This is a genomic window from Bacillus sp. ZY-1-1, from assembly GCF_003047165.1.
GTDB classification, from domain to species: domain Bacteria; phylum Bacillota; class Bacilli; order Bacillales; family Bacillaceae; genus Bacillus; species Bacillus velezensis.
Map to the genome: position 1 here is coordinate 3,204,894 of NZ_CP027061.1, position 22,520 is coordinate 3,227,413.

27 protein-coding genes and 2 pseudogenes are annotated in these 22,520 nt (G+C 42.3%); 7 read left to right on the plus strand and 22 right to left on the minus strand.

Annotated features, from left to right (window positions below; all coding sequences use genetic code 11):
* Positions 1 to 26: 26 nt before the first annotated feature.
* Entirely contained in the window at positions 27 to 200 is a 174-nt protein-coding gene (locus C5I45_RS15945; protein WP_003155693.1) for a YezD family protein, read from the minus strand.
* Between the two features lie 312 nt (positions 201 to 512).
* Complete coding sequence (locus C5I45_RS15950; RefSeq protein ID WP_107994504.1) at positions 513 to 1,379, minus strand: STAS domain-containing protein; 867 nt, start codon at positions 1,377 to 1,379, stop codon at positions 513 to 515.
* A 160-nt stretch (positions 1,380 to 1,539) separates the two neighbouring features.
* Between C5I45_RS15950 and C5I45_RS15955 the strand changes: the two genes are divergently transcribed.
* Together C5I45_RS15955 and hmoA are read left to right on the plus strand one after the other, a co-directional pair.
* On the plus strand, positions 1,540 to 1,902 hold the full coding sequence (locus C5I45_RS15955; protein WP_003155695.1) for a VOC family protein: 363 nt from the start codon (positions 1,540 to 1,542) through the stop codon (positions 1,900 to 1,902).
* Between the two features lie 84 nt (positions 1,903 to 1,986).
* Positions 1,987 to 2,313: a heme-degrading oxygenase HmoA gene (hmoA, locus tag C5I45_RS15960; RefSeq protein ID WP_003155696.1), complete on the plus strand. Its 327-nt coding sequence runs from the start codon at positions 1,987 to 1,989 to the stop codon at positions 2,311 to 2,313.
* Between the two features lie 32 nt (positions 2,314 to 2,345).
* On the opposite strand, the gene C5I45_RS15965 is transcribed toward hmoA, so the two are convergent.
* The 9 genes from C5I45_RS15965 to C5I45_RS16005 all read right to left on the minus strand — a co-directional run bounded on the left by C5I45_RS15965 (position 2,346) and on the right by C5I45_RS16005 (position 7,540).
* Positions 2,346 to 3,035 (minus strand): YetF domain-containing protein, encoded by a 690-nt coding sequence (locus C5I45_RS15965; protein WP_003155697.1) that lies wholly within the window; start codon positions 3,033 to 3,035, stop codon positions 2,346 to 2,348.
* Positions 3,036 to 3,148: 113 nt separating this feature from the next.
* On the minus strand, positions 3,149 to 3,427 hold the full coding sequence (locus tag C5I45_RS15970) for a YesK-like family protein (protein WP_003155698.1): 279 nt from the start codon (positions 3,425 to 3,427) through the stop codon (positions 3,149 to 3,151).
* 30 nt (positions 3,428 to 3,457) lie between these two features.
* On the minus strand, positions 3,458 to 3,991 hold the full coding sequence (locus C5I45_RS15975; RefSeq protein ID WP_107994505.1) for a GNAT family N-acetyltransferase: 534 nt from the start codon (positions 3,989 to 3,991) through the stop codon (positions 3,458 to 3,460).
* 88 nt (positions 3,992 to 4,079) lie between these two features.
* On the minus strand, positions 4,080 to 4,649 hold the full coding sequence (gene cotJC, locus C5I45_RS15980; protein ID WP_003155700.1) for a spore coat protein CotJC: 570 nt from the start codon (positions 4,647 to 4,649) through the stop codon (positions 4,080 to 4,082).
* A 14-nt stretch (positions 4,650 to 4,663) separates the two neighbouring features.
* Positions 4,664 to 4,927: a spore coat protein CotJB gene (gene cotJB, locus C5I45_RS15985; RefSeq protein ID WP_003155702.1), complete on the minus strand. Its 264-nt coding sequence runs from the start codon at positions 4,925 to 4,927 to the stop codon at positions 4,664 to 4,666.
* Complete coding sequence (gene cotJA / locus C5I45_RS15990; protein ID WP_003155704.1) at positions 4,911 to 5,159, minus strand: spore coat-associated protein CotJA; 249 nt, start codon at positions 5,157 to 5,159, stop codon at positions 4,911 to 4,913. The genes cotJB and cotJA overlap by 17 nt, the downstream gene beginning before the upstream one ends.
* Positions 5,160 to 5,292: 133 nt before the next feature.
* Positions 5,293 to 6,162, minus strand: coding sequence for an aminoglycoside 6-adenylyltransferase (gene ant(6) / locus C5I45_RS15995; protein WP_107994506.1), 870 nt, complete (start codon positions 6,160 to 6,162; stop codon positions 5,293 to 5,295).
* Between the two features lie 176 nt (positions 6,163 to 6,338).
* Positions 6,339 to 6,641: a hypothetical protein gene (locus C5I45_RS16000; protein ID WP_024084982.1), complete on the minus strand. Its 303-nt coding sequence runs from the start codon at positions 6,639 to 6,641 to the stop codon at positions 6,339 to 6,341.
* Between the two features lie 179 nt (positions 6,642 to 6,820).
* Positions 6,821 to 7,540: a YebC/PmpR family DNA-binding transcriptional regulator gene (locus tag C5I45_RS16005; protein WP_003155709.1), complete on the minus strand. Its 720-nt coding sequence runs from the start codon at positions 7,538 to 7,540 to the stop codon at positions 6,821 to 6,823.
* A gap of 257 nt (positions 7,541 to 7,797) precedes the next feature.
* Here C5I45_RS16005 and C5I45_RS16010 point away from each other — a divergent pair.
* The 4 genes and pseudogenes from C5I45_RS16010 to C5I45_RS16025 form a co-directional block, all read left to right on the plus strand.
* Positions 7,798 to 7,989: pseudogene (locus C5I45_RS16010) on the plus strand (T7SS effector LXG polymorphic toxin); the annotation flags it as partial.
* Positions 7,990 to 8,017: 28 nt separating this feature from the next.
* The gene (locus tag C5I45_RS16015; RefSeq protein WP_025853977.1) at positions 8,018 to 8,488 is read left to right on the plus strand and encodes a TIGR01741 family protein; all 471 of its coding nucleotides are present in this window, start codon (positions 8,018 to 8,020) and stop codon (positions 8,486 to 8,488) included.
* A 45-nt stretch (positions 8,489 to 8,533) separates the two neighbouring features.
* Positions 8,534 to 9,007, plus strand: a complete 474-nt coding sequence (locus C5I45_RS16020) for an antitoxin YezG family protein (protein ID WP_025853976.1) — start codon at positions 8,534 to 8,536, stop codon at positions 9,005 to 9,007.
* Between the two features lie 33 nt (positions 9,008 to 9,040).
* Positions 9,041 to 9,276, plus strand: a pseudogene (locus C5I45_RS16025) (TIGR01741 family protein); the annotation flags it as partial.
* 67 nt (positions 9,277 to 9,343) lie between these two features.
* Here C5I45_RS16025 and C5I45_RS16030 read toward each other — a convergent pair.
* The 8 genes from C5I45_RS16030 to C5I45_RS16065 are packed head-to-tail and all read right to left on the minus strand — an operon-like array spanning position 9,344 to position 15,390.
* Positions 9,344 to 10,219, minus strand: a complete 876-nt coding sequence (locus tag C5I45_RS16030) for an ABC transporter permease (protein WP_025853975.1) — start codon at positions 10,217 to 10,219, stop codon at positions 9,344 to 9,346.
* Complete coding sequence (locus C5I45_RS16035) at positions 10,220 to 11,173, minus strand: ABC transporter ATP-binding protein (protein WP_003155721.1); 954 nt, start codon at positions 11,171 to 11,173, stop codon at positions 10,220 to 10,222.
* A 36-nt stretch (positions 11,174 to 11,209) separates the two neighbouring features.
* On the minus strand, positions 11,210 to 11,923 hold the full coding sequence (locus tag C5I45_RS16040) for an SDR family oxidoreductase (RefSeq protein WP_025853974.1): 714 nt from the start codon (positions 11,921 to 11,923) through the stop codon (positions 11,210 to 11,212).
* A gap of 10 nt (positions 11,924 to 11,933) precedes the next feature.
* Entirely contained in the window at positions 11,934 to 12,884 is a 951-nt protein-coding gene (locus C5I45_RS16045) for a beta-ketoacyl synthase N-terminal-like domain-containing protein (protein ID WP_058906627.1), read from the minus strand.
* 18 nt (positions 12,885 to 12,902) lie between these two features.
* Positions 12,903 to 14,102 carry a beta-ketoacyl-[acyl-carrier-protein] synthase family protein gene (locus C5I45_RS16050; protein ID WP_025853973.1) on the minus strand — a complete coding sequence of 400 codons (1,200 nt, stop codon included), beginning with the start codon at positions 14,100 to 14,102 and terminating at the stop codon, positions 12,903 to 12,905.
* Between the two features lies 1 nt (position 14,103).
* Complete coding sequence (gene fabZ / locus C5I45_RS16055) at positions 14,104 to 14,544, minus strand: 3-hydroxyacyl-ACP dehydratase FabZ (protein ID WP_007609902.1); 441 nt, start codon at positions 14,542 to 14,544, stop codon at positions 14,104 to 14,106.
* 1 nt (position 14,545) lies between these two features.
* Positions 14,546 to 14,809, minus strand: a complete 264-nt coding sequence (locus tag C5I45_RS16060) for an acyl carrier protein (protein WP_025853972.1) — start codon at positions 14,807 to 14,809, stop codon at positions 14,546 to 14,548.
* Between the two features lie 17 nt (positions 14,810 to 14,826).
* Positions 14,827 to 15,390, minus strand: coding sequence for an N-acyl amino acid synthase FeeM domain-containing protein (locus C5I45_RS16065; RefSeq protein WP_025853971.1), 564 nt, complete (start codon positions 15,388 to 15,390; stop codon positions 14,827 to 14,829).
* Between the two features lie 609 nt (positions 15,391 to 15,999).
* Here C5I45_RS16065 and C5I45_RS16070 point away from each other — a divergent pair.
* Positions 16,000 to 16,602: a response regulator transcription factor gene (locus tag C5I45_RS16070; RefSeq protein ID WP_025853970.1), complete on the plus strand. Its 603-nt coding sequence runs from the start codon at positions 16,000 to 16,002 to the stop codon at positions 16,600 to 16,602.
* An 82-nt stretch (positions 16,603 to 16,684) separates the two neighbouring features.
* Here the strand turns inward: C5I45_RS16070 and rlmD are convergent, their stop codons facing one another.
* From rlmD to C5I45_RS16085, 3 genes are all read right to left on the minus strand, one after another.
* Complete coding sequence (gene rlmD / locus C5I45_RS16075; RefSeq protein WP_095324166.1) at positions 16,685 to 18,073, minus strand: 23S rRNA (uracil(1939)-C(5))-methyltransferase RlmD; 1,389 nt, start codon at positions 18,071 to 18,073, stop codon at positions 16,685 to 16,687.
* A gap of 147 nt (positions 18,074 to 18,220) precedes the next feature.
* Positions 18,221 to 19,132, minus strand: coding sequence for a diacylglycerol kinase (locus C5I45_RS16080; protein ID WP_007609891.1), 912 nt, complete (start codon positions 19,130 to 19,132; stop codon positions 18,221 to 18,223).
* A gap of 152 nt (positions 19,133 to 19,284) precedes the next feature.
* The gene (locus C5I45_RS16085; protein ID WP_025853968.1) at positions 19,285 to 22,428 is read right to left on the minus strand and encodes an efflux RND transporter permease subunit; all 3,144 of its coding nucleotides are present in this window, start codon (positions 22,426 to 22,428) and stop codon (positions 19,285 to 19,287) included.
* Between the last annotated feature and the right edge of the window lie 92 nt (positions 22,429 to 22,520).

Below are 22,520 nucleotides of genomic sequence, written 5' to 3' on the forward strand. Positions count from 1 at the left end.
TACCGCCTCCTGTCATTGGCTGTTTTTTAAGATTGTTTTACTTCTTTGCTCTTCAGGGAAAATCGATATTTCTCCACCTTATCAATTTGTGTCACTTGGGAATTATGAACCGTAATCTGAACAGTCCCGAAATCGAGCGTTTCCAGCGCACTGATAATCTTTTCGATCACATGCGGATCTACGTTTCCTTTGGACGTCATCATGCTCCCCCTTTATGTCTGGACGTTCGTCTTTTGACAATGAGTGTTTTAATTCATACTATTCTGATAAGAAATATATAATTATACTATTATGTTTTCATTCAGAAATCAACAGCATTTACACAATTTTCGGATATGTTTTCTTTGCGAAAACTTTCACTTCCTTCGCTTTGACATAAACCGTGTCGCCGACGCCCGCCCCCAAGGCGTCATATTGCTGTTTTTAAGAACGCAATTTTCACGTTCCGACATGTTTAAATTGTTTTCCGCTGACAAAAAAAGCGCCCCGCCTCTGGACGGAGCACCTTTTTTCTATGCTTTTGCTTCCTCGATAACACATGTGACACCCATGCTGGCGAGCGCCTGCTCCAGAGAGCCGTAAGTTTGATACTCTGAAAAATCAAGTCCCAATTGGATAGAAGTCTGTGCCACATCAGGCCGAATGCCGGAAAACACGGTTCTGATGCCGAGGAGAAATAACGTTTTCGACAGCATATATAATTGCTGCGCCACCATCGTATCGACAATGGGCACACCGGACAGATCAATTACAAGGTTTGTGATCCGTTTGGCGACACAGTTTTCCGGCACCGACTCCAAAATCACACGCGCCCGTCTCGTATCAATCGCGCCGATGAGCGGCAGAGTGCCGATCGTATCCGCGATCAAAATAACCGGACAGCTCAATTCAGAAATAAGCTCCTGCTGAGATGACAGCCTCGCGATCATTAATTTCTGAAACTGTTCAGTAAAATCCGTCATCAGCTGATCAAACGAGCCGTTGACAAGGTAATTCCAGCGGCGGGCATCCTCATTTGTTACAATGTCCTGATGCTCATCCATAAAACGGGTGACCGCCTCCCAAAAGACGGTTCTTGAATTGCCGATCGCCTCAACGACCTCATGAACCTCCGCGTCTTGCTCCACTCTGCTTTTCGCTACCTGAGCGGCCCATTTTTCTTTGTTATGCTGAAAAACGGCCGGATCTTCCAAAAAAGCGCTTGCGATGACCGTGTTTGTAAAGGTATGCTGCTCGATCAGCAGCCGTTTCATTTCCTCACTTAATTGATCCACAGAATAAAAACGCCCTCTCAGCTTCCGTCTCAGCTTGAGCCATTTTTCCGTCAGCTCTGCCGAATGTGTAATAATATAATCATGAAGTAATTGGTCTTTGTTCACTGCCGTCTCCTCTTTCAAGAATATGTACTTTTGTCTAAATTATAAATCGGAATCGCCGATCGCACTAGAGAAATTAAAAAAACCTGCACATTAAAGCTTTTGATTGCTTTTTTCGGCAGGAGGATACACTATAAAAGAAATGAAACAGGAGGTCAGTATGATGATCAAAAAAATCGCGACAGTCGCCGTATACACTGATGATCAGCAAAAAGCGAAAACATTCTGGACGGAAAAAGCGGGGTTTGAAACCGTCGCCGAGCATCCGATGGGACCGGGCGCCTTCTGGCTTGAGGTAGCGCCCAAAGGGGCCGCCACTCATTTGGTTATTTATCCGAAATCGATGATGAAAGGCGCCGAGCATATGAAGGCTTCTATCGTATTTGAGTGTGAAGATGTCTTTGCCGCATATGAACAGATGAAAAGGAACGGCATCACCTTTTTAGATGAACCGAAACAAATGGAATGGGGCAGCTTCGTGCAATTTAAAGATGAGGATGGTCATGTCTTTCTCCTGAAATCGTAATCCGTCAGGCATCTTAATTGACTTTGAGAATCATTTTCATTTAAAATGTTGGATAAAACGTAAAAAGGATTGGAGAGCTGCCAGATGTTTGTGCAAATCAGAAAAATGACCGTAAAAGAAGGACATGCCGACAAAGTAATCGAACGCTTCAGTTCAGAAGGCGTGATTGAAAAGCAGGAAGGTTTGATAGATGTAACGGTCCTGGAAAAAAAAGTCCGCCGCGGTGATGAAGAAGTCGTCGTGTTAATCCGCTGGGAGTCAGAAGACCATTGGAAACAATGGGAAAAAAGCGAAGACCACATCGCGGCCCACAAAGCAAACCAAGGCAAGCCGAAACCTGATTATATGCTTGGAACGGATGTCGGTATGTATCATGTCAGAGCCGTTAAAACAGGCGTACACGAAAAATAATAAAGAGCATTTGCCCCAGGGCAATGCTCTTTTTATTTTTTCTCCTCAAACGGCAGGACAAACAGCGGTTTATCGGGCTTCCATTCCGCATACAGCACGTCCTCCGTTTTTTTGATGTTCAGCTTTTTCAGCTCCTGATTCAGCTGCTTTTCTTCCAGCCCGGCTTCTTTCAGATTTTCATACAGCACTTCGCCGTCAATAATCAGCGTGACCGGCAAAGAGACCTGCTTCGGCTTTATTTGCATGTCGCCGTTTTTCGTCGTGTCATATTGAAATTTCGGCAGGACGCTGACCATCCCGTTTGTTTCTAAAATTGCGTACTCCGCTTCCTGTATAGAAAAGCAATTCGCCTGTCTGAGAAGGCTTTGCAATTGATTAATGTCCAGCTTATTCTTTTTCAGCACATCATATTTCAGTTTTCCTTTATGTATGATAATACTCGGCTCGCCCTCCAACAGCTTTCTGGAGCTTTTTACTTTCTGCGTAATCAGTTCGATGAGATAAATTAAAACCCCCCATAACAGAGAAGCAAAAATGATTTCAATAATCCTGACGCCTTTATCATACACCGCATTTCCGACCAGTTCGCCGAGGATGAGCGCGGAAATAAAATCAAACGGCGTAATTTGTGAGAATTGAGTTTTTCCAAGCAATTTTAAAATCACAAATAAAATACCCAAGCCGCATACTAACTCCCAAGCCACTGTAAGTAAATGTCCCATATTCGCACCTTCTTCTTAAAAGTCATTACCATTATGGACATTCGCCTGTTTTCTATACAGCGGCCGGCAATACACAAAAAAACGCAGCCGAGGCTGCGTTTTTTCACTTCTGCTTACTGTTTTTGATTCGATCTGACGACCCGTAAGCATACCTCAGCGGCATAACCGGCGGCCGCTCCGGAACCCGCAAACATCGCGGCAAGCCCCAAGCCCATGCCTTCCCAGCCGCCGACACCGAAAATGCTGTAAACAACCGTACCGAAAGCAGTCAGGCCCAGCACCGCCAAAAGCCACTCAGGCCACATCTTTTTCGGCCATTTCTTACGGAGCACAGCCGATACGGCAAAGTTAAGACAAAATGCGGCCAGACAGATCAGATAAAAAAACCCCATGTCTTTTGCACCTCCGTCATGAGGAGCTTTTTATTTGCTCACCTTTTTTTCAAACAAATGATAACCCGGCGCGATTCCTTTTGATTCGTACCCCATTCTGCTGTAAAACGACTGAAGCGCCTTGTTTCCGAACACGCAGTCGAGCCGGATTTTCGTTTTTCCCGGACAAGACACACCCGTCTCCGCCCAAGTCATGATTGTCCGGCCGAGCCCCGCCCCTGCAAACCGCCTGTTAATCGCCAGCCGGTGGAGATATACGGACTCCTCATGTCCTTCATCGCCCCATAGACGTCTGTCCCACCCGCTTGCTTCGGGAAGCAGCATGACGACGCCGGCCAGCTCTTCATTCTGCCTGAATAAAAAAACATACCCTTTGGCGATCGCCTCCCGCATATTGTGGGTATCTTCCCCTTGCAGAAGGCCGCTCCACTGGTTCGACCCTTTATCGCGAAGCCATTCTGCCGCCTGCACGAGCAGATCCATGACCTCTTCTTCATCATCCTTTTGGGCGGAGGTGACCCGGAATGCCCCCGCCTTCTCCTCCGTAATCGTAAATGGTGTCATAAAATCCTCCTGTAATCAGAATATTCGACACCTTTATTATAGACCAAACGCAGAAAGGAAAAAAACAGCCGTCATGTTTGAGGGCCGTTTAAAAAATTTTCTTCTTATCACGTTCTTCTTTTAAAATCTCAACCGCTTCCCTGAAACGCATAGAGTGAACGATTTCACGCTCACGCAGAAAACGGAGTGAATCATTCAGGTCAGGATCATCGGAAATATCAATAATCCATTGATACGTCGCTCTCGCCTTTTCTTCAGCCGCAATATCCTCATATAAATCAGCAATCGGATCTCCCTTCGCCTGTATGTAAGACGCTGTGAACGGAACGCCGGCCGCATTGTGATAAAACAGCGCGCTGTCATGGTTGACGTAATGATCACTGAGCCCTGCATCACGCAGCTGCTCCGGTGTCGCATCTTTTGTCAGCTTATAAATCATCGTCGCAATCATTTCTAAATGCGCAAACTCCTCCGTGCCGATATCCGTCAGCAGGCCGATCACCTTGTCAGGAATCGTGTAGCGCTGGTTTAAGTACCGGAGCGCTGCGGCCAATTCGCCGTCCGCCCCGCCGTATTGTTCAATGAGAAACTTAGCCAGCATCGGGTTGCACGTACTCACTTTAACCGGATACTGCAGCTTTTTTTCATATACCCACATTTACAGATCCCTCCTTATACTTGCCATGGCCAAGGACCGCGGCCCCAGTCCCATTGAGCGCCGGCCTGACTCACGCCGAATTGCAGAAGCGGTCCGTACTCAGGCTCAAACCGTTTTCTCAGCTGCCTTGAGTACCGGGAATATTCATGAAACTGCTGAAGCGCGAGACGGTCATGGGGATGCGTATCCAGATAAAGCGTCAGCTCCACCAAGACAAAGTCCGCCGCCTGAATTTGCTCCAGCAGCCGATAGTATTCATCATCAATCTTTTTCGCCATATTCGATTCCCCCCCGATAAGGATTATCATAGAAATCGTAAAGATCCTTCCAAAGGGTCCCTTTTCTTAATGCCTCCATCGGAGAAAACTGCTCCAAGTGATAAGGCTGAAACCGCATATAAAGATGCGGCGGCGTTCTGTAGTATTTTCTCCCGATCGGCGGGCAGGGATCAAACCGGCTGTGGAAGGGTTTATAGGATTTGACCGGTGTAAACGGCTGATTTTCTTTCATTACGATCCTCCTTTCCTAAACACATGACCTTAATAGGTATGAATCCGTATCAGCATTTATGCCCTGTAAGAAAATAAAAAAGCCCGTTAAAAACGGACTCCATGCAGCTCATCTGGAATTTGAAGTAAAAAAATCATAATGAAAAATCTGATTGAAAGTACTGATAATGTTTCAATGTATATTCCGTAATTTGCTGATCATATTCAGGATATTCGTATCTCAATAAAACAGCCACTGACTTTGAATATGCTCTGAAGAGACCTTGGCAGTCAAACAATGCCTTCCACACGCTTTCATAAGTATTGCCGACATAAGTATTCAGCAGAATTTCCCAATCCTTCGCATTCATGTAATGTTGAATATACTTATAATTCTTCCCTACACTTAATGAAAACTGATGCTCTATCCCGATATTCCACGCAATCATACGCAAAACATTAGGCCTTAAAATGTCATTCATATGATCCAGCGCAAACAGTATTTCTTTACGCATTAATCCTTTAATCACATAGGTCGAAACCATCCAAAATTCATTGCAGCAATCATCAAACTCTCCGGGGGTCGGTTTCTTTATATGATATTGTTCATCACTCGCAATCATCTTACTGTTGATTCGGTCATCCTTGTCTAATAATATTTCCGCCAAACCATCACTCTGTGTAAAATAATCCTCTGTTTGACTCAGAGGGATCAAAGTTAAGTCGATTTTATGATGATCTTTAAAAAGCATGAGATAGGAGAACCAGTCTCCGAGTTCCGGAGGGAAAAGTTCCATATCTTCAGGTTTTTGCATCATCATTCTTTCGCCAAACTGATCCAGCCAGCTTTCATCAGATATAAAAGAGTCCATATCGGTCACAAAATAAGAAATATCATAGTCTTGAAATTTGTCTCGCGGTACATTTTTATTGGTTCTTGATCCCTCTAAAGTGACAAGACGGATTCTCTCGTCCTTCATCGCAATATCAAGAATCAATTTCATCATTTCGTCTTCACTTCTCACATGTAAAACCTCCCGATAAAGAGATTTTTACAGATCATGCTTTTCAGTTTATAAACAACTTGCTCATGATTTACAGAAATGTCATATGTACTTGATGATTTTGCTCCAATCGTACCACAGCTGCAAGAACATGAGAAGAGCACTCTTGCTGTTCCAAGAGTGCTTTTCCCGAATGGTCAGATATATTGGCTGTCCCGATGATGATGGTGATGGAACGGGTAGCCGCCGTAGCCTCCGCCATAGCCGCCAAAACCGTACCCCGGATATCCTCCGAAGCCGCCGTAGCCGCCAAAACCGCCGTAACCGCCGTAACCGCCAAAACCGTACCCCGGGTAGCCGTAGCCTCCGCCGAAACCGTATCCCGGATATCCTCCGAAGCCGCCGTAGCCACCGTAGCCGCCGTAGCCGCCAAAACCGTACCCCGGGTAGCCTCCGTAGCCGCCATAGCCTCCGCCGTAAATCGGTCTTCTTTCATTCATGATTTATCGCTCCTTCACATAGGTTACAGTCCAGTTTATGACATGCGGAAGGAAACGTATGGGCATCCGCCCAGTTTTGGCGAAATAATCAATAATTGCTTACGGAGAAATACGATACAGGCCGGCCGCATAAGCAAAATAAAAAGGCCGGAACTTATGCCGCCCCGGCCTTTTTGTCTTTATTCGCCTAAATCTACATTGTGATAAACCTGCTGTACGTCTTCGAGGTCTTCCAGCACATCGATCAGCTTTTCGAATTGAGCTTTCGCATCTTCCGGAAGCTCGACTTCATTTTGCGCAAGCATCGTCAGCTCCGCAACCGTGAACTCTTCAACGCCGGCATTTTTGAATGCCTCCTGCACGGCATGGAATTGATCAGGCTCAGCATACACGATAACACTGTCATCCTCTTCTAAAATATCGCGCACGTCCACATCAGCTTCCATCAGCAATTCCAGCGCTTCATCCGCCGTCTTGCCTTCAACGCCGATAACGGCGGTCGCATCAAACATGTAAGCGACAGACCCGCTCACACCCATATTTCCGCCGTTTTTCCCGAATGCGGCGCGCACTTCAGGCGCCGTGCGGTTTACATTATTCGTTAACGCATCAACGATGATCATTGAACCGTTCGGCCCGAAACCTTCGTAACGCAGCTCGTCAAAGTTCTCCTCCGCGCCGCCTTTCGCCTTTTCAATCGCACGCTCAATAATATTTTTCGGCACACTGTACGTCTTCGCGCGCTCAAGCACCACTTTTAACGCCTGGTTCGATTCCGGATCTGGCTCGCCTTGTTTTGCCGCCACATAAATCTCACGGCCGAACTTCGCGTAAATCCGGCTCGTATTTGCGTCCTTTGATGCTTTCTTTTCTTTAATATTGTTCCACTTACGGCCCATTTTGTTCCACTCTCTTTCACGAATTGAATCTGTATGATAAATACTCTGCTTCTATTATACCTCAGCGGTTGGGTTGTTTCGAGTGTAAGACATTAGAAAAAACAGGCACGCTTAAAATCACCGGAGCGCAGTAAGCCGAATTTGAGGATTATTGTACAAAACATAAAAAACCTCCCTTCATACAGGAAGGAAGTCGCAAGCCAAAAGATTCATTTTATTCTTATTACCTATTTCCTACACTGTATATCCTGACTCCCAAAGACATGCGCTCCATCCTCGGAGAGATCGAAGACATCATCTCGCTTGATCTCTTTTCCACCGAAAGCGTGGAGCACAAGCTCCAATCAGCCGACAAAAAGAGAAACGAAACCATACATACACTCGGCAGACTTGATCACGATCTAACGAAAGAATACGCAGAAACCGAAGCGAAGGAACGAGAGATTGAAAAACTGAATAAAGCTGGAGGTTAATCTAATGGAAACTCAAAAAATGGGCGAACTATATCAAAAGATTGCTGAACATCTAAATGAAATGATTCCATTTCAATGGGAAAAGATCGTTTTATATGCTGAAATACTTGATGACTCAGCGGATATATACTTTTATTTTACAACACCAAATAACAGTGATTATTTATTTTCTCATTATATACCTGAACACTTTGATGTGAGCGAAGAGATTTACGATCAACTGCTGATTGAACTTCAAGAGCTATTTGAAGAACTAAAAGAAGAATTTAAACTAGGCAACCAAGATATTTGGACTAATCTCACTTTAAAATTAGAAAACACCGGAAAGTTTTCAATTGATTATAACGATGATGATGTTTTATTGTCTGAACTTGATGACCTTCAAAGACGAGATGTTTGGAAATATCAAAATTTAGGGATTTTGCCTAAAGATGAGGACGATAGAAAATTCATAGAAGAGTATCTAAACATATAATAAGCTTTCAAACGGCTAAAAAAAATTAAAAAGGATTCTGATATTGTGGAAACTGAAAAAATGGGCGAACTATATCAAAAAATCGCTGAGCAAATAAATGAAATTATCCCCTCTGAGTGGGAGAAGGTTGCTCTTTATGCCGAAATTTTAGATGATTCTTCAGAAGTTTACTTCTTCTTTAGTACTCCACAAAATCAGGAATATATATATTCACACGATATTCCTGAACATTTTAATGTTGATGAAGATATATATGACGAACTTCTATATGAATTGCAAGATTACTTTGAAGAGTTACGGGATCAATTTAAAACAAACAACGAGGACTTATGGACAAACCTCACTTTGCATCTCGAACGAAGCGGTAAATTCTTCTCAATTGACTACGATTACACCGATGTCATCGCCTCAGACATAAACGGAACACAACGGCAAGTGGTATGGGAATATCAAAACTTGGGGATTTTGCCTGAAGATGAGAACGATAAAGAATTTGTAATAAACTACGTCGGTCTATAAGTCAATAATGGCTCAGCACTTCCTTGCTGGGCTATTTTTTATAACTACATCATACCTTGTGAACGGAAAAAAATAATCTTTATGCAGAAGTATTAGATGACTCTACCATGGTTCTCTTTCACTTCAAGACACCAAAAAAACGTCAACTGATTTATTCGCAAGATCTACCAGCCTGATACAGTGTAAATAAAGATATCTTCAACACTTTTTTAAGAGAAATCCGAGAACTTTTTGAGGAATTAAGAATTGAGCACAAAAAGAATAATGATAAACAAAACAGGCAGCATCCAGTAAACGGATGCTGCCTGTTACATCGTTATGTATCGTCTGAAGAAGTCATTTATTTTGTTTTTTAAATATGAAAATAGATATGACGGTAAATATGATGGCTGTAATGACAATGACCCACAAGCTCGCAGCCGTACTGATAAAATGGCCGTTTAACTTGTAGACGATCCCGTAATGCTTTTCATATTCCTGTATTTGGTCCGCAGAAGCATGTTTAAACACTTTATCAACTGAGTCTGTCATAAACGCTTTTCTGAACAGAACGGCGGTGTGGCTGATAGGGAAATACATAATAATCTTCTGCACAAACACCGGTACGCCCCCGATCGGTACATATACTCCGCATAAAAAACCGATGGCTGTTCCGACAATCGTACTTAACGTCGAAAATGCATTTTGTGTGTGAATAAACAGCGTTAAAAATAAATTTATGGAACTCGAGAGTGCAACTGAAAGAATAATGATCCCCAATACTTCTAGTATATCTGTACCGCTTAAAAGCTCACTGCCTGTTGAAACGAGAAAAATTTCACAGCCTAAAAAGGCGATGAAAGAAAAGATCAAGCCGATGACAAATGAATGAATGACATAGCTCAATTGGATGGTCGCCCTTGATAAAGGAGCTGTTAAAAAGTCATACGTTCTCTTGCTTTCTTTATCTTTCACCATAATTCCGAAAGCGCCTAAAGTCGTTGTCACAGCTGTAATGGACAGCAATCCCGCCACCATCCATTCGTTCACCATTGCTTTGGAATCATCTGTCGAACCGACCAGGGCCTTAATGGCGTCCAGCTGTGTCTGCTGTAAGAACACGGCATATAACAGAATGACGATAAATACTGACAGCAAAGAGAGAAGCAAAAGCGTTCGATCACGGAAGTATATTTTTATATTTCTGCTGATTAAACTGGATAAAGACTTCATTTATGCAATGCTCCCCTTTACTGGCAAACTGCTTCCTTGTTCTTCGATAATATGGATAAACACATCATCCATATTCCCTTTAATCACTTCGAAAGATTCAATTTTTCCTTCAAGACCTTTCAAAATGTCAAACGCTTGGAGAGTGGACTCTACACGAAGGGAATAAATAGAGTTTTTAACCGTAAAATCCAGTTGTTTATTTTCAAACCATGCCGTCGGATCAACGCCTTGCTTAAACATCATATGCAGACTGTCAAACGCATATTGATCTTTCAGCTGACTCGGTGTACCCTCTGCGATCAGGCGTCCTTCTTTGATGACCACAACGTTATCAGCCACAGCGGCCTCCTCCATGTAATGGGTCGTTAAAAAGATCGTCATGTTTGTTTCTTCCTGCAGCCTTTTAATCGCATTCCAAACAAATACTCTCGTTTGCGGATCAAGCCCTGTAGTAGGCTCATCTAAAAATAATATAGTCGGTTTATGGATGATGGCACGGGCAATATCCGCTCTTCTTCTTTGTCCTCCTGACAAATCGCTGTATTTTTTCTCCTTAATATCATCCAATTTTAAATAGTCTGTTACAAACTGATAGTTCTCTTGCACTTGTGCCTTGCTTAAATGATAATATTGTCCGCGGTTCATGATATTTTCATAAACGGTCAATCGTTCATCCAAAATGCTCTCTTGGAAAACAACTCCGATCTTTTTGCGGATATGATTATTCTCTTTCCCCTCACCAAGAGTATAACCATCTATTACCACTTTTCCGGATGTCTTTTTAATCAGCGTACAGAGAATATCGATAGTGGTCGATTTCCCTGCACCGTTCGTTCCCAGAAATGCAAACAGCTCGCCGCGTTTGACAGAAAAGGATACCCCTTTCACTGCTTCAAATGATCCATATTTTTTGCGCAGATCGGTTACTGTAATAATGTCTTGTTCTTCTCCCATTCTGTTCACCTCGAAAAGTAAGATTACTAAATTATGCTAGATTGTTAGTCCTCCGTCAACTGCAATCATTTGCCCAGTAATGTATTTGGATCTATTTTCCGCCAAAAAAAGTGATAATTCACTTACATCATCTGGACTTCCTACGTACTGCATTGGGATAAGATTAATCATCCTGTCCTCGTCCAAATTACTTGTCATGTCTGATTCTATAAAGCCTGGGCAAACGGAATTGACCCTAACATTATACTTTGCCAACTCTTTCGCTAATGTTTTTGTTAGCCCGTTTACCCCTGCTTTTGCCGCACCATAATTAGTCTGACCTTCAATACCTTTTATACCTGAAACCGAGGACATATTAATAATTGAACCATAACCTTGATTGATCATATATTTCGAGACGAATTTACAACAATTGAAAGTACCGTTCAGATTTGTATCGATCACTTCTGACCAAGACTTTTGATTCATAAAGGAAATTGTTTTATCTTTATTAATTCCGGCATTATTAATCAGACAATCTATTCGTTCATGCGTGTTATATATTTGCTCGATAAATTCTTTCACAAGGCTGTATTCTCTGACATCGACCTTTATAGCTTTTGTTCCAGGGTATTTTTCTTCAAACATTTTAGCTCTCTCGACATTTCCGAGATACGTAAAATAAACAATATAATTATTATGATGAAATTTATCAATAAGTGATTGTCCTAAATCTCCGGTACCACCCGTTATAATGGCTATTTTTTTCATAATCTGATCCTCAACTAATTTTTGAATTTATTTTAATGATGCTATCGTTTCCAACTTCATTCGTCTCGATCACTAATGTTTCACCTTCCATGTCCATTGATACCAGCAACTTCAAAAACCCGGATAAAGCATTGGACATCCCGGAGCTTCGAGATATATCCAATATATTTAATTCATCGTCAAATTTTTTGCTTTTTAAATAGTTAAAAATGATTTCATCATTGCAATTATTTGAACCATAAATTAAATTTTTTGTTATTCCGTCATTTAAATCTTTTTCTAAGTTCATAATGATTTTATCTCTATTATCTTCAGTATGTTGGAAACTATTTATATTTTCTATAATTGGATAGTTTTTTTCATCTTTTTCTATAATAAACGAAATTGCACCTGTAACAGCATTTACTTTTTTTTGAAGGTTCCCTTGTTGATAAATGGATCCTGCTTCGTTTCCCTCAACAGCAGTCACAATGGCAACATCAATAACATTATTATTTATGTATGAAACTGCCATTTTCAAAGCGTCTATTCCAGAAAGATTTCCTGAAATTACAGTTGAGTTTAAGCCTGTTATCCCGTAAACAATGGAAGCCCATCCGGAAATATTATTTAATACGGAACTAGAGAATTTAACCGGACTCACAAAATCCGGAGAAGCTTCATAGACATCTGTCATAAAGTGATAAGCGGCATCCAAAGGGTTTAATGTACTTCCCACAAAAACACCGATTCTTTCTGGAGAATGTTCACTGTATCTGCTTCCCGCATCTGTAATTGCCTCACTTATTGATGCAATTGCTAAATTAGTTGCTTTTGTTAATGAACGGAGTCCTTTATATTTAACATACTGTTTTATATCAAAATTCTCAGGTTCAAGAATACCGTTTATCTCTACGTTATTTCTTATGCTCTCCACGCTTATTGTTTCAGAAAGGACTTTACCTCTTCCAATAATATTCATTTTTACTCATCTCCATTTTTAGCAATTGTCTCTGAATTTCTTAAAAATGATGCTGGAATTGGCGCCGCCAAAAGCATAAGAATTATTCATAGCATACTCAATAGGAAATGACCGTTTATTATTCGGAATACAATCCACATCACAATTTATATCTTTTAGTTCAAAGTTTATTGTTGGAGGTGCAACGTCTTCTTTTACAGCGTTACAACATACAATCGCTTCAAGAAGACTTGCCGCCCCCATAGAATGACCTATCATGGACTTAATTGAACTCATCGGCACTTTTTTATTAAATAATTGGTTAACTGCAAACGACTCCGCTTTATCATTGGCTTGAGTACCTGTACCATGAGCGCTGATGTAATCTACATCATCAGTTGTAATACCAGCCTTTTTTACAGCTTTTTCCATGGCTTGTATTATCCCTGTCGAATTAGGATGCGGCGCAGTGATATGATAGGCATCACATGAAACTCCATACCCTTTAACTTCTGCCAGGATATTAGCCCCTCTTTGTTGGGCGTGTTCTAATTCTTCTAATACTAAACAGCCCGCTCCTTCAGCAACAAGCATTCCATCTCTGTGAGCATCAAATGGTTTACATTCTTTTGCTGCAATAGCCTTTAATCGGTTAAACCCGTAATAAGCAATAGTCGAGAAAGGATCTTCTCCTGCTGTAAAACAGATAGATTGTTCTCCGTTTCTTATCTTTTCATAACCTTGAATAATTGCATAATTACCTGCAGAACAAGCGTTTGCAACAAGCATTGTCTCTCCCTGCAACTCAAATTCTCTGCAGGCATTTGCTAATAACGTATGCAAGAATCCTTGGTCTAAAAGATGTTGAGGGCTAGCTTCTTCCAAATGACGATTATAGTCAGTTTTTTCAATGGATATTTCACCCATAGTGGTTCCAACATATAAATCTGCCATTTTATAAGTTTCAGGCTTCAATTCAGCATTTTTGATTGCATCATACATACTTGCAATTAATAATTGAGAACCTCTTCCAATTGACTTATGATCGTTAACTTTAATCCATTCAGAAGCATTGAAGTTATGAATTTGACCGCCATATTTAGGATCCAATAATTGAAGTCCGTCTTTTTGAATAGGTGAAATGCCGGACTCTCCACTCAAACAAGATCTCCAAAAATCTTTTGAATTAAGGCCTATTGAAGTAATAGCTCCTGTACCGGTTACTACAACTCTTTTCAAATTATTCATCTCCCACAAGTGTAAAGGTCAATTCTCCCGATGCACATTTAGAATCATCTACTTTCACTTCAGCTTTCACAATTGCAGCCTTACTAATTTTCTTTATTATATTTAATGTAATAATCATTTGATCTCCAGGTACAATTGGCTTTTTAAATTTCACATTTGTGTGGTAAAGGAGAGGAAGAGTTTGTTTTGTTTCTGCAGAATTTTCGTTCTGTGAAAACAAAAGAATAGCTGTTTGAGCAATCGCTTCTGTAATATACACACCCGGAAATATTTTCTTTTCAGGGAAATGCCCTTGGAAGCACGGTTCATTTCCTGATACATTTTTCATAGCTGTTATGTAAGTTTCATTAGCCTCGATCACTCGATCTATCATTACAAAAGGGTATCTCTGCGGTAATTTCTCTAAAACCTCATCATGCGACAATGAATTCATATTATTTTTCCGTTATTCTTTCTTCAATAATTGAAATAATATTATTTACTGTGGTGAAGTTTTGTAACTCTTCTTCCGGTATTTTTATTTGAAACTCCTTTTCGACACAGGCTAAGATTTCTAAAGCCATCATTGAGTCAGCATCTAATTCTTCAACCAGATCTGTATCATCCTTTATTTCTTCTGGTTCCACTTCCAAGATTTCCGCGATCATTCCCACTAGCTTTTCTTTTTTTTCTACACTAATTAATGTTTCCAGACTCATTTGCTCCATCCCTTTCATTAAATAAATTCCGATATATTTACTACCTTTTCGCTTACTTTCATTACGTCAAGTTTCATAGGACATTGGTACGATTTTTCTCTGTATAATTTATAATCACCGATTTGTTTAAACCCTATTTTTTCGTACATTTTTTTAGATTTCTCTCTGCTCTGCAAGAGAAGATGAGTAATATTTTCAGAGATAATAATATCTTTCACTGTATCAAATAGAAGGTTCATTACTTTACCTTTCATTGAAATCGTTTTAGTAAAAGCTGTTTCTAACACGACTAATCTCATGACTTCTGCATATTTTTCATTCACTTGCGGTTTCAAATTATGAGTTTGTTCAACCTCTAATAATTCATCATCTTTTTTCACAATTAAAGTCATAAACCCAACTAATAAACTGCCTTCATAACAACCGATTTGGTAAGCATGATCATCAGAATGGTCCTTTAATAAACCGTCCTTATAATTTTCAGCAGGTACTGATTTTTCCTGTTCAACAAAGATTTTATATCTCGTTGCATATAGTTCTTTTTTCTCTTCTTCGGTTTCTAAGATCTTTACTTTAAACATTATTACCCCCCTTTGTCCCGTCTCAAGATTATATCCTGACTCTGTAACTCTTTAAAAAGTTTACTCTGTCTACACCTTAGCTGAAGTGCATCACAGTATTTTTTGAGGTGTATCAAAAAACAACATCAGTGAAAATAGTATATTCTGCCTCTTTTTAACCAATATTTTCTTCTCTACATAAAAATATCAAAATATTGACTCAGATGAAATCCGTAAATCACGCCAAAAATATGGCGCGATGTCGCCAACTTATTATTGTTAATTGCATGTTTTTTTGAGGCAATTATCAATTTAGGAAATTTGAGTAATTAAAAAAATGAATTATTAAGAAATATGTAACAAAAAGGGTTAGTATATTATACTTTTATCTAGATTAATAACAAGGGAAATGATATAATATTCCATAAGGACCATATTATAGACATATATCTATAAAAAAGTTTATAAACCTTCTTCCCAATGATCAGAATCTACATCATTTTAGAAATGACTAAAGCCCAATGCAGATATCTTATATTCGATCCTTTTCTGTTTTAATTTATAACCAAAGAGAAAACGTTTTAACACAATATTGTTACAACTACTTTTTCAATGAATGGAGTAAATCAGTTGAAAATCAAAGTATTGCTGTTAGATGATCATATGATGATGGTACAAGGTATTAAACAATTGCTAGAACGCGACAGAGTCGTTGAAGTAGTTAGCACTTTATCAAATCCTGCAGAGATATATGATGAAATTGACTGCCATCGTCCCAATATTCTAATTATTGATATTAGGATGAAATCTTTTAACGGAATCTCCTTGACAAGAAACATTAAGAAAACATTTCCGGAGTTGAAAATTGTAATATTATCCGGTTATGAGTATGATGAATATATATATGCAGCATACAATGCCGGAGCTGCTGCTTATGTAAGGAAAGACAATTCAATTAATGAACTAATAACTGCAGTCAAACAAACTTTTGCAGGAAACCATGTATTTCCTCAACATGCTGTAAACCTTTCTGTTGATCGCCTTACTCATAAGGAATTCGAGGTACTGAAATTGATAGCAGAAGATAAAACAAATATGGAAATCAGTTCTGCATTAAAGTTAAGTAAAAGAACTGTAGAACGTCATATTTCTTCTATTATTCAAAAAATGGACGCCAACTCAAGAGTTGGCGCAGTTGTGAACGGAATTAAACGAGGGCTGCTACATGTATAACTTAAGGATTAAAAAATAGCAACTTTCTTAAATGAGGGGAGTAAAGATATTTATTATCTTTACTCCTTCTTCTTAGTAACAGTTAATGAACTGCACCCTTAGAATAAAGCACAGCCACACACTCCACATGATTCGTATGCGGGAACATATCCACAGGCTGCACTTCGAGCGTCTGATATCCGCCATCCTCAAGCACCCTCAGGTCTCTTGCAAGCGTTCCTGGATTACAGGACACGTACACCACCCGCTTCGGTTTCATGTCGATGATCGTCCGCAGGAGGGCTTCGTCGCAGCCTTTTCTTGGCGGGTCGACGACTAGCGTATCTGCCGTGATGCCTTCTTCATACCATTTCGGAATGACGGTTTCCGCTTCTCCGACTGCGAATTCCGCGTTTGTGATGCCATTCAGCTCAGCGTTGCGTTTCGCATCCTCGATGGCTTCCGGCACGATTTCGACGCCGTACACTTTTTTCGCCTGCTTCGCTAAGAAGAGAGAAATGGTTCCGATGCCGCAGTAGGCGTCGATGACGGTTTCTTCTCCTTGCAGCTCCGCGTACTCAAGCGCTTTGTCGTAGAGCACTTTTGTCTGTTCCGGGTTGACCTGATAGAACGATCTGGCGGAGATGGCGAATTTGACGTCTCCGATGAGGTCGTAGATGTATTCTTCGCCCCAAATGACGTTTGTTTCGTCCCCAAAGATCACGTTTGTTTTATTTGGGTTGATGTTCTGCACGATGGATTTCACGTGCGGGAATTGCGCTGTGATGTCTTCTATGATCTTCGCTTTGTGCGGGAAGTCGTTTGTTCTTGTGATGAAGACGATCATCATTTCGCCTGTGACGACGCCGTATCTGACCATAATGTGGCGGAGCCAGCCTTTGTGGCGTTCTTCGTTGTAAGCTTTGACACCGTATGCTGCGCAGATGTCTTTGACGGCTTGGACGGCTTCGTCGTTTTTGGATTGCTGAATCAGGCAGGCGCTCATGTCGATGATGTCATGGCTTCTTTGCTGATAGAATCCGGCGACGAGTCCGCCTTCTCTTTCTCCTACCGGCACCTGCGCTTTGTTTCTGTAGTTCCACGGGTCTTCCATGCCGAGCGTCGGGTGCACGGTAACTTTTGAGAGGTCCAGCTTGCCGATCCGTTCTAAGACGTCTTTAACTTGTTTCTGTTTAAACAAGAGCTGGCCTTCATAGGTCATGTGCTGAAGCTGGCAGCCGCCGCATTGTTTGTAGATCGGACACGGGGCATCCGTTCTGTGCGGGCTTTCTTCCTTCAGCTCGATCAAACGGCCGAAAGCGAAGCCTTTTTTGACGCGTGTCACTTTGATTTGCGCTTTTTCCTCAGGCAGGGCGTTCGGCACGAAGATCGGGAAGCCCTGAACCTTTGCGACGCCCGCTCCTTCATGCGTCAAATCCTCAAAAGTCACGTCATAGTATTCATTTTTTTCTATCGGGGGTTTCATTTTCATCTATAATCACCTCTCGTTTTACCAAAAGCCTTGTTTCAGCGTGCTGGCAAACCTTCAAATTCAATGTCAGCCTTCAAAGGTTTCCGATCACGCTGAAAAGATGACAAAATCCTAAAACGAATACTGTTTTAGGATTTTGTCCGCGTATTAATCATCCAGCTGTTCCGCTTTCTCCTTCGGCATGATGACGTGAATATGCCGATACAGATTCACGAATTCGCCCGGCAGCATGCCGCCGTATTCGCCGTCCAGGTTCAGCTGCATCTTTTCCGATACATTGACTTTCACACGGTTCGCTTTTGTGTAAATAATGTGCTGATCGTTAATATGATCGCCTCTGAGCGCCATGCTCGCGACTCTGATAAACTCCGCGAGATTGGCTTTTTTCAAAATAATTAAATCAAACATGCCGTCATTCAGGCTGGAATCAGGAGCCAGCTTCTCGAATCCGCCGACCGAGTTGGTCAGCGTCACTAAAAACAGCATAATTTCCCCTTGAAACAGCTTGCCGTCATATTCAATCTCGACTTCTGTCGGTCGAAGTGAAGGCAGCATTTCCATTCCCTTTAAATAATAAGCAAGCTGGCCGAGCATCGTTTTCAGTTTGCTTGGCACATCATACGTCAGCTCCGTCAGACGGCCTCCGCCGGCGATGTTGATAAAGTACTGACCGTTCACCTGTCCGATGTCGATCGGGCGGGCTACGCCGTTAATGACGGTATCAGCGGCATTCAGTATATTCTCTCTCGGAATGCCCAGCGCTCTGGCGAAGTCATTTGTTGTGCCGACCGGAATGATGCCGAGTGTCGGGCGTTTGTCTAACGGCGCGAGGCCGTTGACGACTTCATTAATCGTTCCGTCTCCGCCGGCTGCGATAATCAGGTCAAACTCCCGCAAAGCGGCTTCTGTTGCGGCGTGGGTGGCATCCCCCGCGCATGTGGTGGCATGGGTGGAGGTTTCATAACCGGCTTGTTCAAATTTTTGCAGGACCTGGGCAAGATTTTTCTTAAAAAGCTCCCGTCCTGAAGTCGGATTGTATATTATGCGTGCACGTTTCATTATCTCATCATCCTACTTAAGAGTATCCGATCCATTATTAACACTAACAACCTTTAATTATACTATGACTTGAGAAAATCGCAACAATATGTACAGGAATTGCCAGAAGAAAAAAGGCCCCGGCTCCGTTTAAGGAGCCAAGGCCCGCTGTCTTACTCTTCTTCCGTTCCAGGTTTTTTCTTACGGAATTTCGCTAATACTTCATATACGATCGGCACAATCAGAAGAGTCAGCAGAGTCGAACTGATTAAACCGCCGATAACGGTGACACCGAGTCCTTTAGAAATGACCTGGCTTCCGCCTTCGAAGCCCAATGCCAATGGAAGCAGGGCGCCGATTGTCGCGATCGCCGTCATCAGAATCGGACGCAATCTCGTAGAGCCGGCTTCCAGGAGCGCTTCTCTCGTCGATAGGCCTTCCGCTTCTTTATGGATGACGCGGTCAATTAAGACAATCGCGTTTGTGACGACGATTCCGATCAGCATCAGCATACCGATCATGGCGTTCAGACTGATCGTCTCTCCGGATACATACAGTCCGGCTAATGCGCCGATGACTGTAAACGGAAGCGAGAACAGAATCGCAAACGGCGCTAATGCTCCGCCGAACGTGATCACAAGAACGAGGTATACGATAGCGATTGCGGCAAGCATCGCTAAGCCGAGTTTCGTAAAGGAATCAGCAATATCCGCTGATACACCGCCGGTATCAATGGAGACATTGTCCGGTTTATCCAGTTTGTCAACTTTCTTTTGAACGGCTGATGACACCTTCGTGACGTTGTCAGAAGTGACGGTTGCCGTTACGTCAGCGTACACTTTGCCGTCGCGTTTGGAAATGGTATCGGATGTCGTGCCGTTTTTCACTTTCGCCACATCGCCGATTTTCACTTCTTGACCTGCAGGCGATGTGATGGTTTTATCCTCTAATTCTTTTACACTCTTATACTGATCTTTTTCTGTTTTGATGTTGACGTCAAGCTCTTTGCCGTCTTTTTTCACCGTTGTCAAAGGAGACTGTGATGTTTGGGACATCAGGGCTTGGGAGATTTGCGAAGCCGTCAGGCCCTGCTTGCTGAGTTTCTCCTGGTCAGCGACGAACGTGTACTCATCATATGTGCTGGAAAGGCCTGAGTTGATGTCTTTCAGATCCTTCTGCTTTTTCATAATGCCTTCGATGTCTTTGACCGTGCCTTTAATATCAGACTCTGAATCTCCGTACACATAGTACGTTAATTCGTTGTTGTTGCCTGACGAACTGAAATTTTGTGATTTCCATTCGCCGCGGCTGGATGTTTTTTTAATTTCTTTTAAGACATTGTCTTTTTCTTTGTCAAAATCAGGCGTGTCATCCTCGTATTTCACGTAGAACAATGCGCCGTTTGAACTTCCGCCGAGCGGACTTTGCGAGCCTAAAGAATACTGAACGGTATCGACATGTTTGCGTTTAAGCAGCATGTCTTCCGCTTTTTGCGCAGCTTTTTCAGCTTCGCTTTTCGTTTCGCCCGGTTCAGGTGTGTATGTGAGCTGCATCGTTTTGTCCGCTTGCGCTGGCAGGTAGCTCGCGCCGATCAGAGGTACGAGGAACAAACTGCCGACAAGCATCAGAACCGCGATGATAGATGTAATCCATTTATGTCTTAATGACCAATTCAGCACTTTTTTATAGAAATTAGCCAATCTGCCCGGCTTATGCTCTTTCGCTTTAACAGGTGCGCCTGTGAGCGATTTTCTGAATAAGCTGTGCGCAAGCATCGGCACCAGTGTGATCGAAATCAACAGTGATGCGGCAAGCGCGAAGACGATTGTTAATGCAAACGGCATAAACAGTTCGCCGATCTGTCCGCCGACCATGGCAAGCGGCAGGAATACGGCAATGGTTACGATCGTTGATGACATGATCGGTTTAAACATTTCTTTCGTCGCTTCACGCACCAATTGCTTCCCGCGTAAAGGTTCATCTTTCAGCCTCATGCGGCGGTAAATGTTTTCGATCACGACAATCGAGTCGTCAACTACCCGTCCGATGGCGACCGTCATCGCACCGAGCGTCATTATGTTCAATGTGACATCAAGCTGATTCAGCACAAGAAGCGCAATCAGCAGTGACAGCGGGATGGAAACGATAGAAATCATCGTTGATTTAATATCTCTTAAGAATAAGAGAATGATCACGACCGCAAAAATCGCGCCGAAAATCGCTTTGCTTAACATCGTATCCACTGACTCTGTAATCGGCTCTGCCATATCAAGAGTCGAGCTGTACTTGAACCCTTTGTGGTCTTGTTTGTATTGATTCAGTTCATCTTTAATCGCATCGGCCACTTCTACCGTGTTGGCGTCATTGGCTTTTACGATATTAATTCCGATACTGTCCTTTCCGTTCGTGCGGGAAATGGATTCAGCTTTTTTCACATCTTTAATGTCGGCAATGTCAGAAAGCTTGACTGTCGGCACCCCTGCTGATGCGCTTTGCTGTGCCTGCTGCATAGCCTGAGCGTCCGCCGCAGATGCCGCACCGGCTCCGCCCGCTTGACCTTGAGCGGCAGAAGAAGATGTGACCGGAATTCTCATCTCTTTCAGATCTTTAATTGACGTAATATTTCCGTTAACGACAACTGATTTTTCTTTGTTGCCGAATGTGTACAATCCAAGCGGCGTATTGACGTCAGAGCCTTGGATCACTTTCTTGACGGTATCTTCATCAAGTCCGTATTCTTTCATTTTTTTGTCTTTGAAAGAGAATTCCACCTGCTCTTCCTGCTGTCCGGAAACTTGCACGGACGCAACGCCCTGAATGCCTTCAAGCTTTGGAACGAGAGTGTTTTCCACATTTTTGGTCAGATCTTCAAGCGAGCTTTTGCCGCTTGTCACACTGAGCGTCAAAATCGGGAAAGAGTTGAGGCTGTAACGGGAAATGTCAGGTTTTTTCGCGTCATCAGGAAGGCTGACACTGTCCAGCGCTTCAGCGACTTCGGTTTTCGCCTTGTCCATATCCTTGTTGTAATCATATTCAATCATAACCGATGAGACGTTTTCAGAGGATGTGGACGTTACGACGCTCACTCCTTCTAAATTCTGCACCGCCTGCTCGATCGGTTTTGTCACGTCATCCGCAACTTGACTCGGAGCAGCTCCGGGATAAGTCGTATTTACTGAGAGGTAAGGCATGTTGACGTCCGGTATGGATTCCTGCTTCATATTCAGACCGGCATACAGCCCTGCTACAGTAACGATAATCGTCATCAGCCAAACTGCGAATTTGTTCTTCAGTACAAAGTTAATAATGTGGTTCATCATGTCCTCCGTTAATTTTTATTGACTGACTGGTCATTCTATATAATACTAAACGGTATAACTCAACATCGTCAACTAATAAGGCAGTAAAT

Bases quoted from the DNA above. Each gene is read 5' to 3' on its own strand.
- C5I45_RS16015 (WP_025853977.1), top strand. From the start codon at position 8,018: ATGGAAACTCAAAAAATGGGCGAACTATATCAAAAGATTGCTGAACAT.
- rlmD (WP_095324166.1), bottom strand. From the start codon at position 18,073: ATGAAAATGAAACCCCCGATAGAAAAAAATGAATACTATGACGTGACT.
- C5I45_RS15975 (WP_107994505.1), bottom strand. From the start codon at position 3,991: ATGACACCATTTACGATTACGGAGGAGAAGGCGGGGGCATTCCGGGTC.
- C5I45_RS15945 (WP_003155693.1), bottom strand. From the start codon at position 200: ATGACGTCCAAAGGAAACGTAGATCCGCATGTGATCGAAAAGATTATC.
- fabZ (WP_007609902.1), bottom strand. From the start codon at position 14,544: ATGAATTCATTGTCGCATGATGAGGTTTTAGAGAAATTACCGCAGAGA.
- C5I45_RS16000 (WP_024084982.1), bottom strand. From the start codon at position 6,641: ATGAATGAAAGAAGACCGATTTACGGCGGAGGCTATGGCGGCTACGGA.
- cotJB (WP_003155702.1), bottom strand. From the start codon at position 4,927: ATGGCGAAAAAGATTGATGATGAATACTATCGGCTGCTGGAGCAAATT.
- C5I45_RS16030 (WP_025853975.1), bottom strand. From the start codon at position 10,219: ATGAAGTCTTTATCCAGTTTAATCAGCAGAAATATAAAAATATACTTC.
- C5I45_RS16040 (WP_025853974.1), bottom strand. From the start codon at position 11,923: ATGAAAAAAATAGCCATTATAACGGGTGGTACCGGAGATTTAGGACAA.
- C5I45_RS16065 (WP_025853971.1), bottom strand. From the start codon at position 15,390: ATGTTTAAAGTAAAGATCTTAGAAACCGAAGAAGAGAAAAAAGAACTA.
- C5I45_RS15965 (WP_003155697.1), bottom strand. From the start codon at position 3,035: ATGGGACATTTACTTACAGTGGCTTGGGAGTTAGTATGCGGCTTGGGT.
- C5I45_RS15955 (WP_003155695.1), top strand. From the start codon at position 1,540: ATGATCAAAAAAATCGCGACAGTCGCCGTATACACTGATGATCAGCAA.
- C5I45_RS15970 (WP_003155698.1), bottom strand. From the start codon at position 3,427: ATGGGGTTTTTTTATCTGATCTGTCTGGCCGCATTTTGTCTTAACTTT.
- C5I45_RS16060 (WP_025853972.1), bottom strand. From the start codon at position 14,809: ATGAGTCTGGAAACATTAATTAGTGTAGAAAAAAAAGAAAAGCTAGTG.
- hmoA (WP_003155696.1), top strand. From the start codon at position 1,987: ATGTTTGTGCAAATCAGAAAAATGACCGTAAAAGAAGGACATGCCGAC.
- C5I45_RS16005 (WP_003155709.1), bottom strand. From the start codon at position 7,540: ATGGGCCGTAAGTGGAACAATATTAAAGAAAAGAAAGCATCAAAGGAC.
- C5I45_RS16035 (WP_003155721.1), bottom strand. From the start codon at position 11,173: ATGGGAGAAGAACAAGACATTATTACAGTAACCGATCTGCGCAAAAAA.
- C5I45_RS16045 (WP_058906627.1), bottom strand. From the start codon at position 12,884: ATGAATATTATTGGAAGAGGTAAAGTCCTTTCTGAAACAATAAGCGTG.
- C5I45_RS16080 (WP_007609891.1), bottom strand. From the start codon at position 19,132: ATGAAACGTGCACGCATAATATACAATCCGACTTCAGGACGGGAGCTT.
- cotJC (WP_003155700.1), bottom strand. From the start codon at position 4,649: ATGTGGGTATATGAAAAAAAGCTGCAGTATCCGGTTAAAGTGAGTACG.
- cotJA (WP_003155704.1), bottom strand. From the start codon at position 5,159: ATGAAAGAAAATCAGCCGTTTACACCGGTCAAATCCTATAAACCCTTC.
- C5I45_RS16085 (WP_025853968.1), bottom strand. From the start codon at position 22,428: ATGAACCACATTATTAACTTTGTACTGAAGAACAAATTCGCAGTTTGG.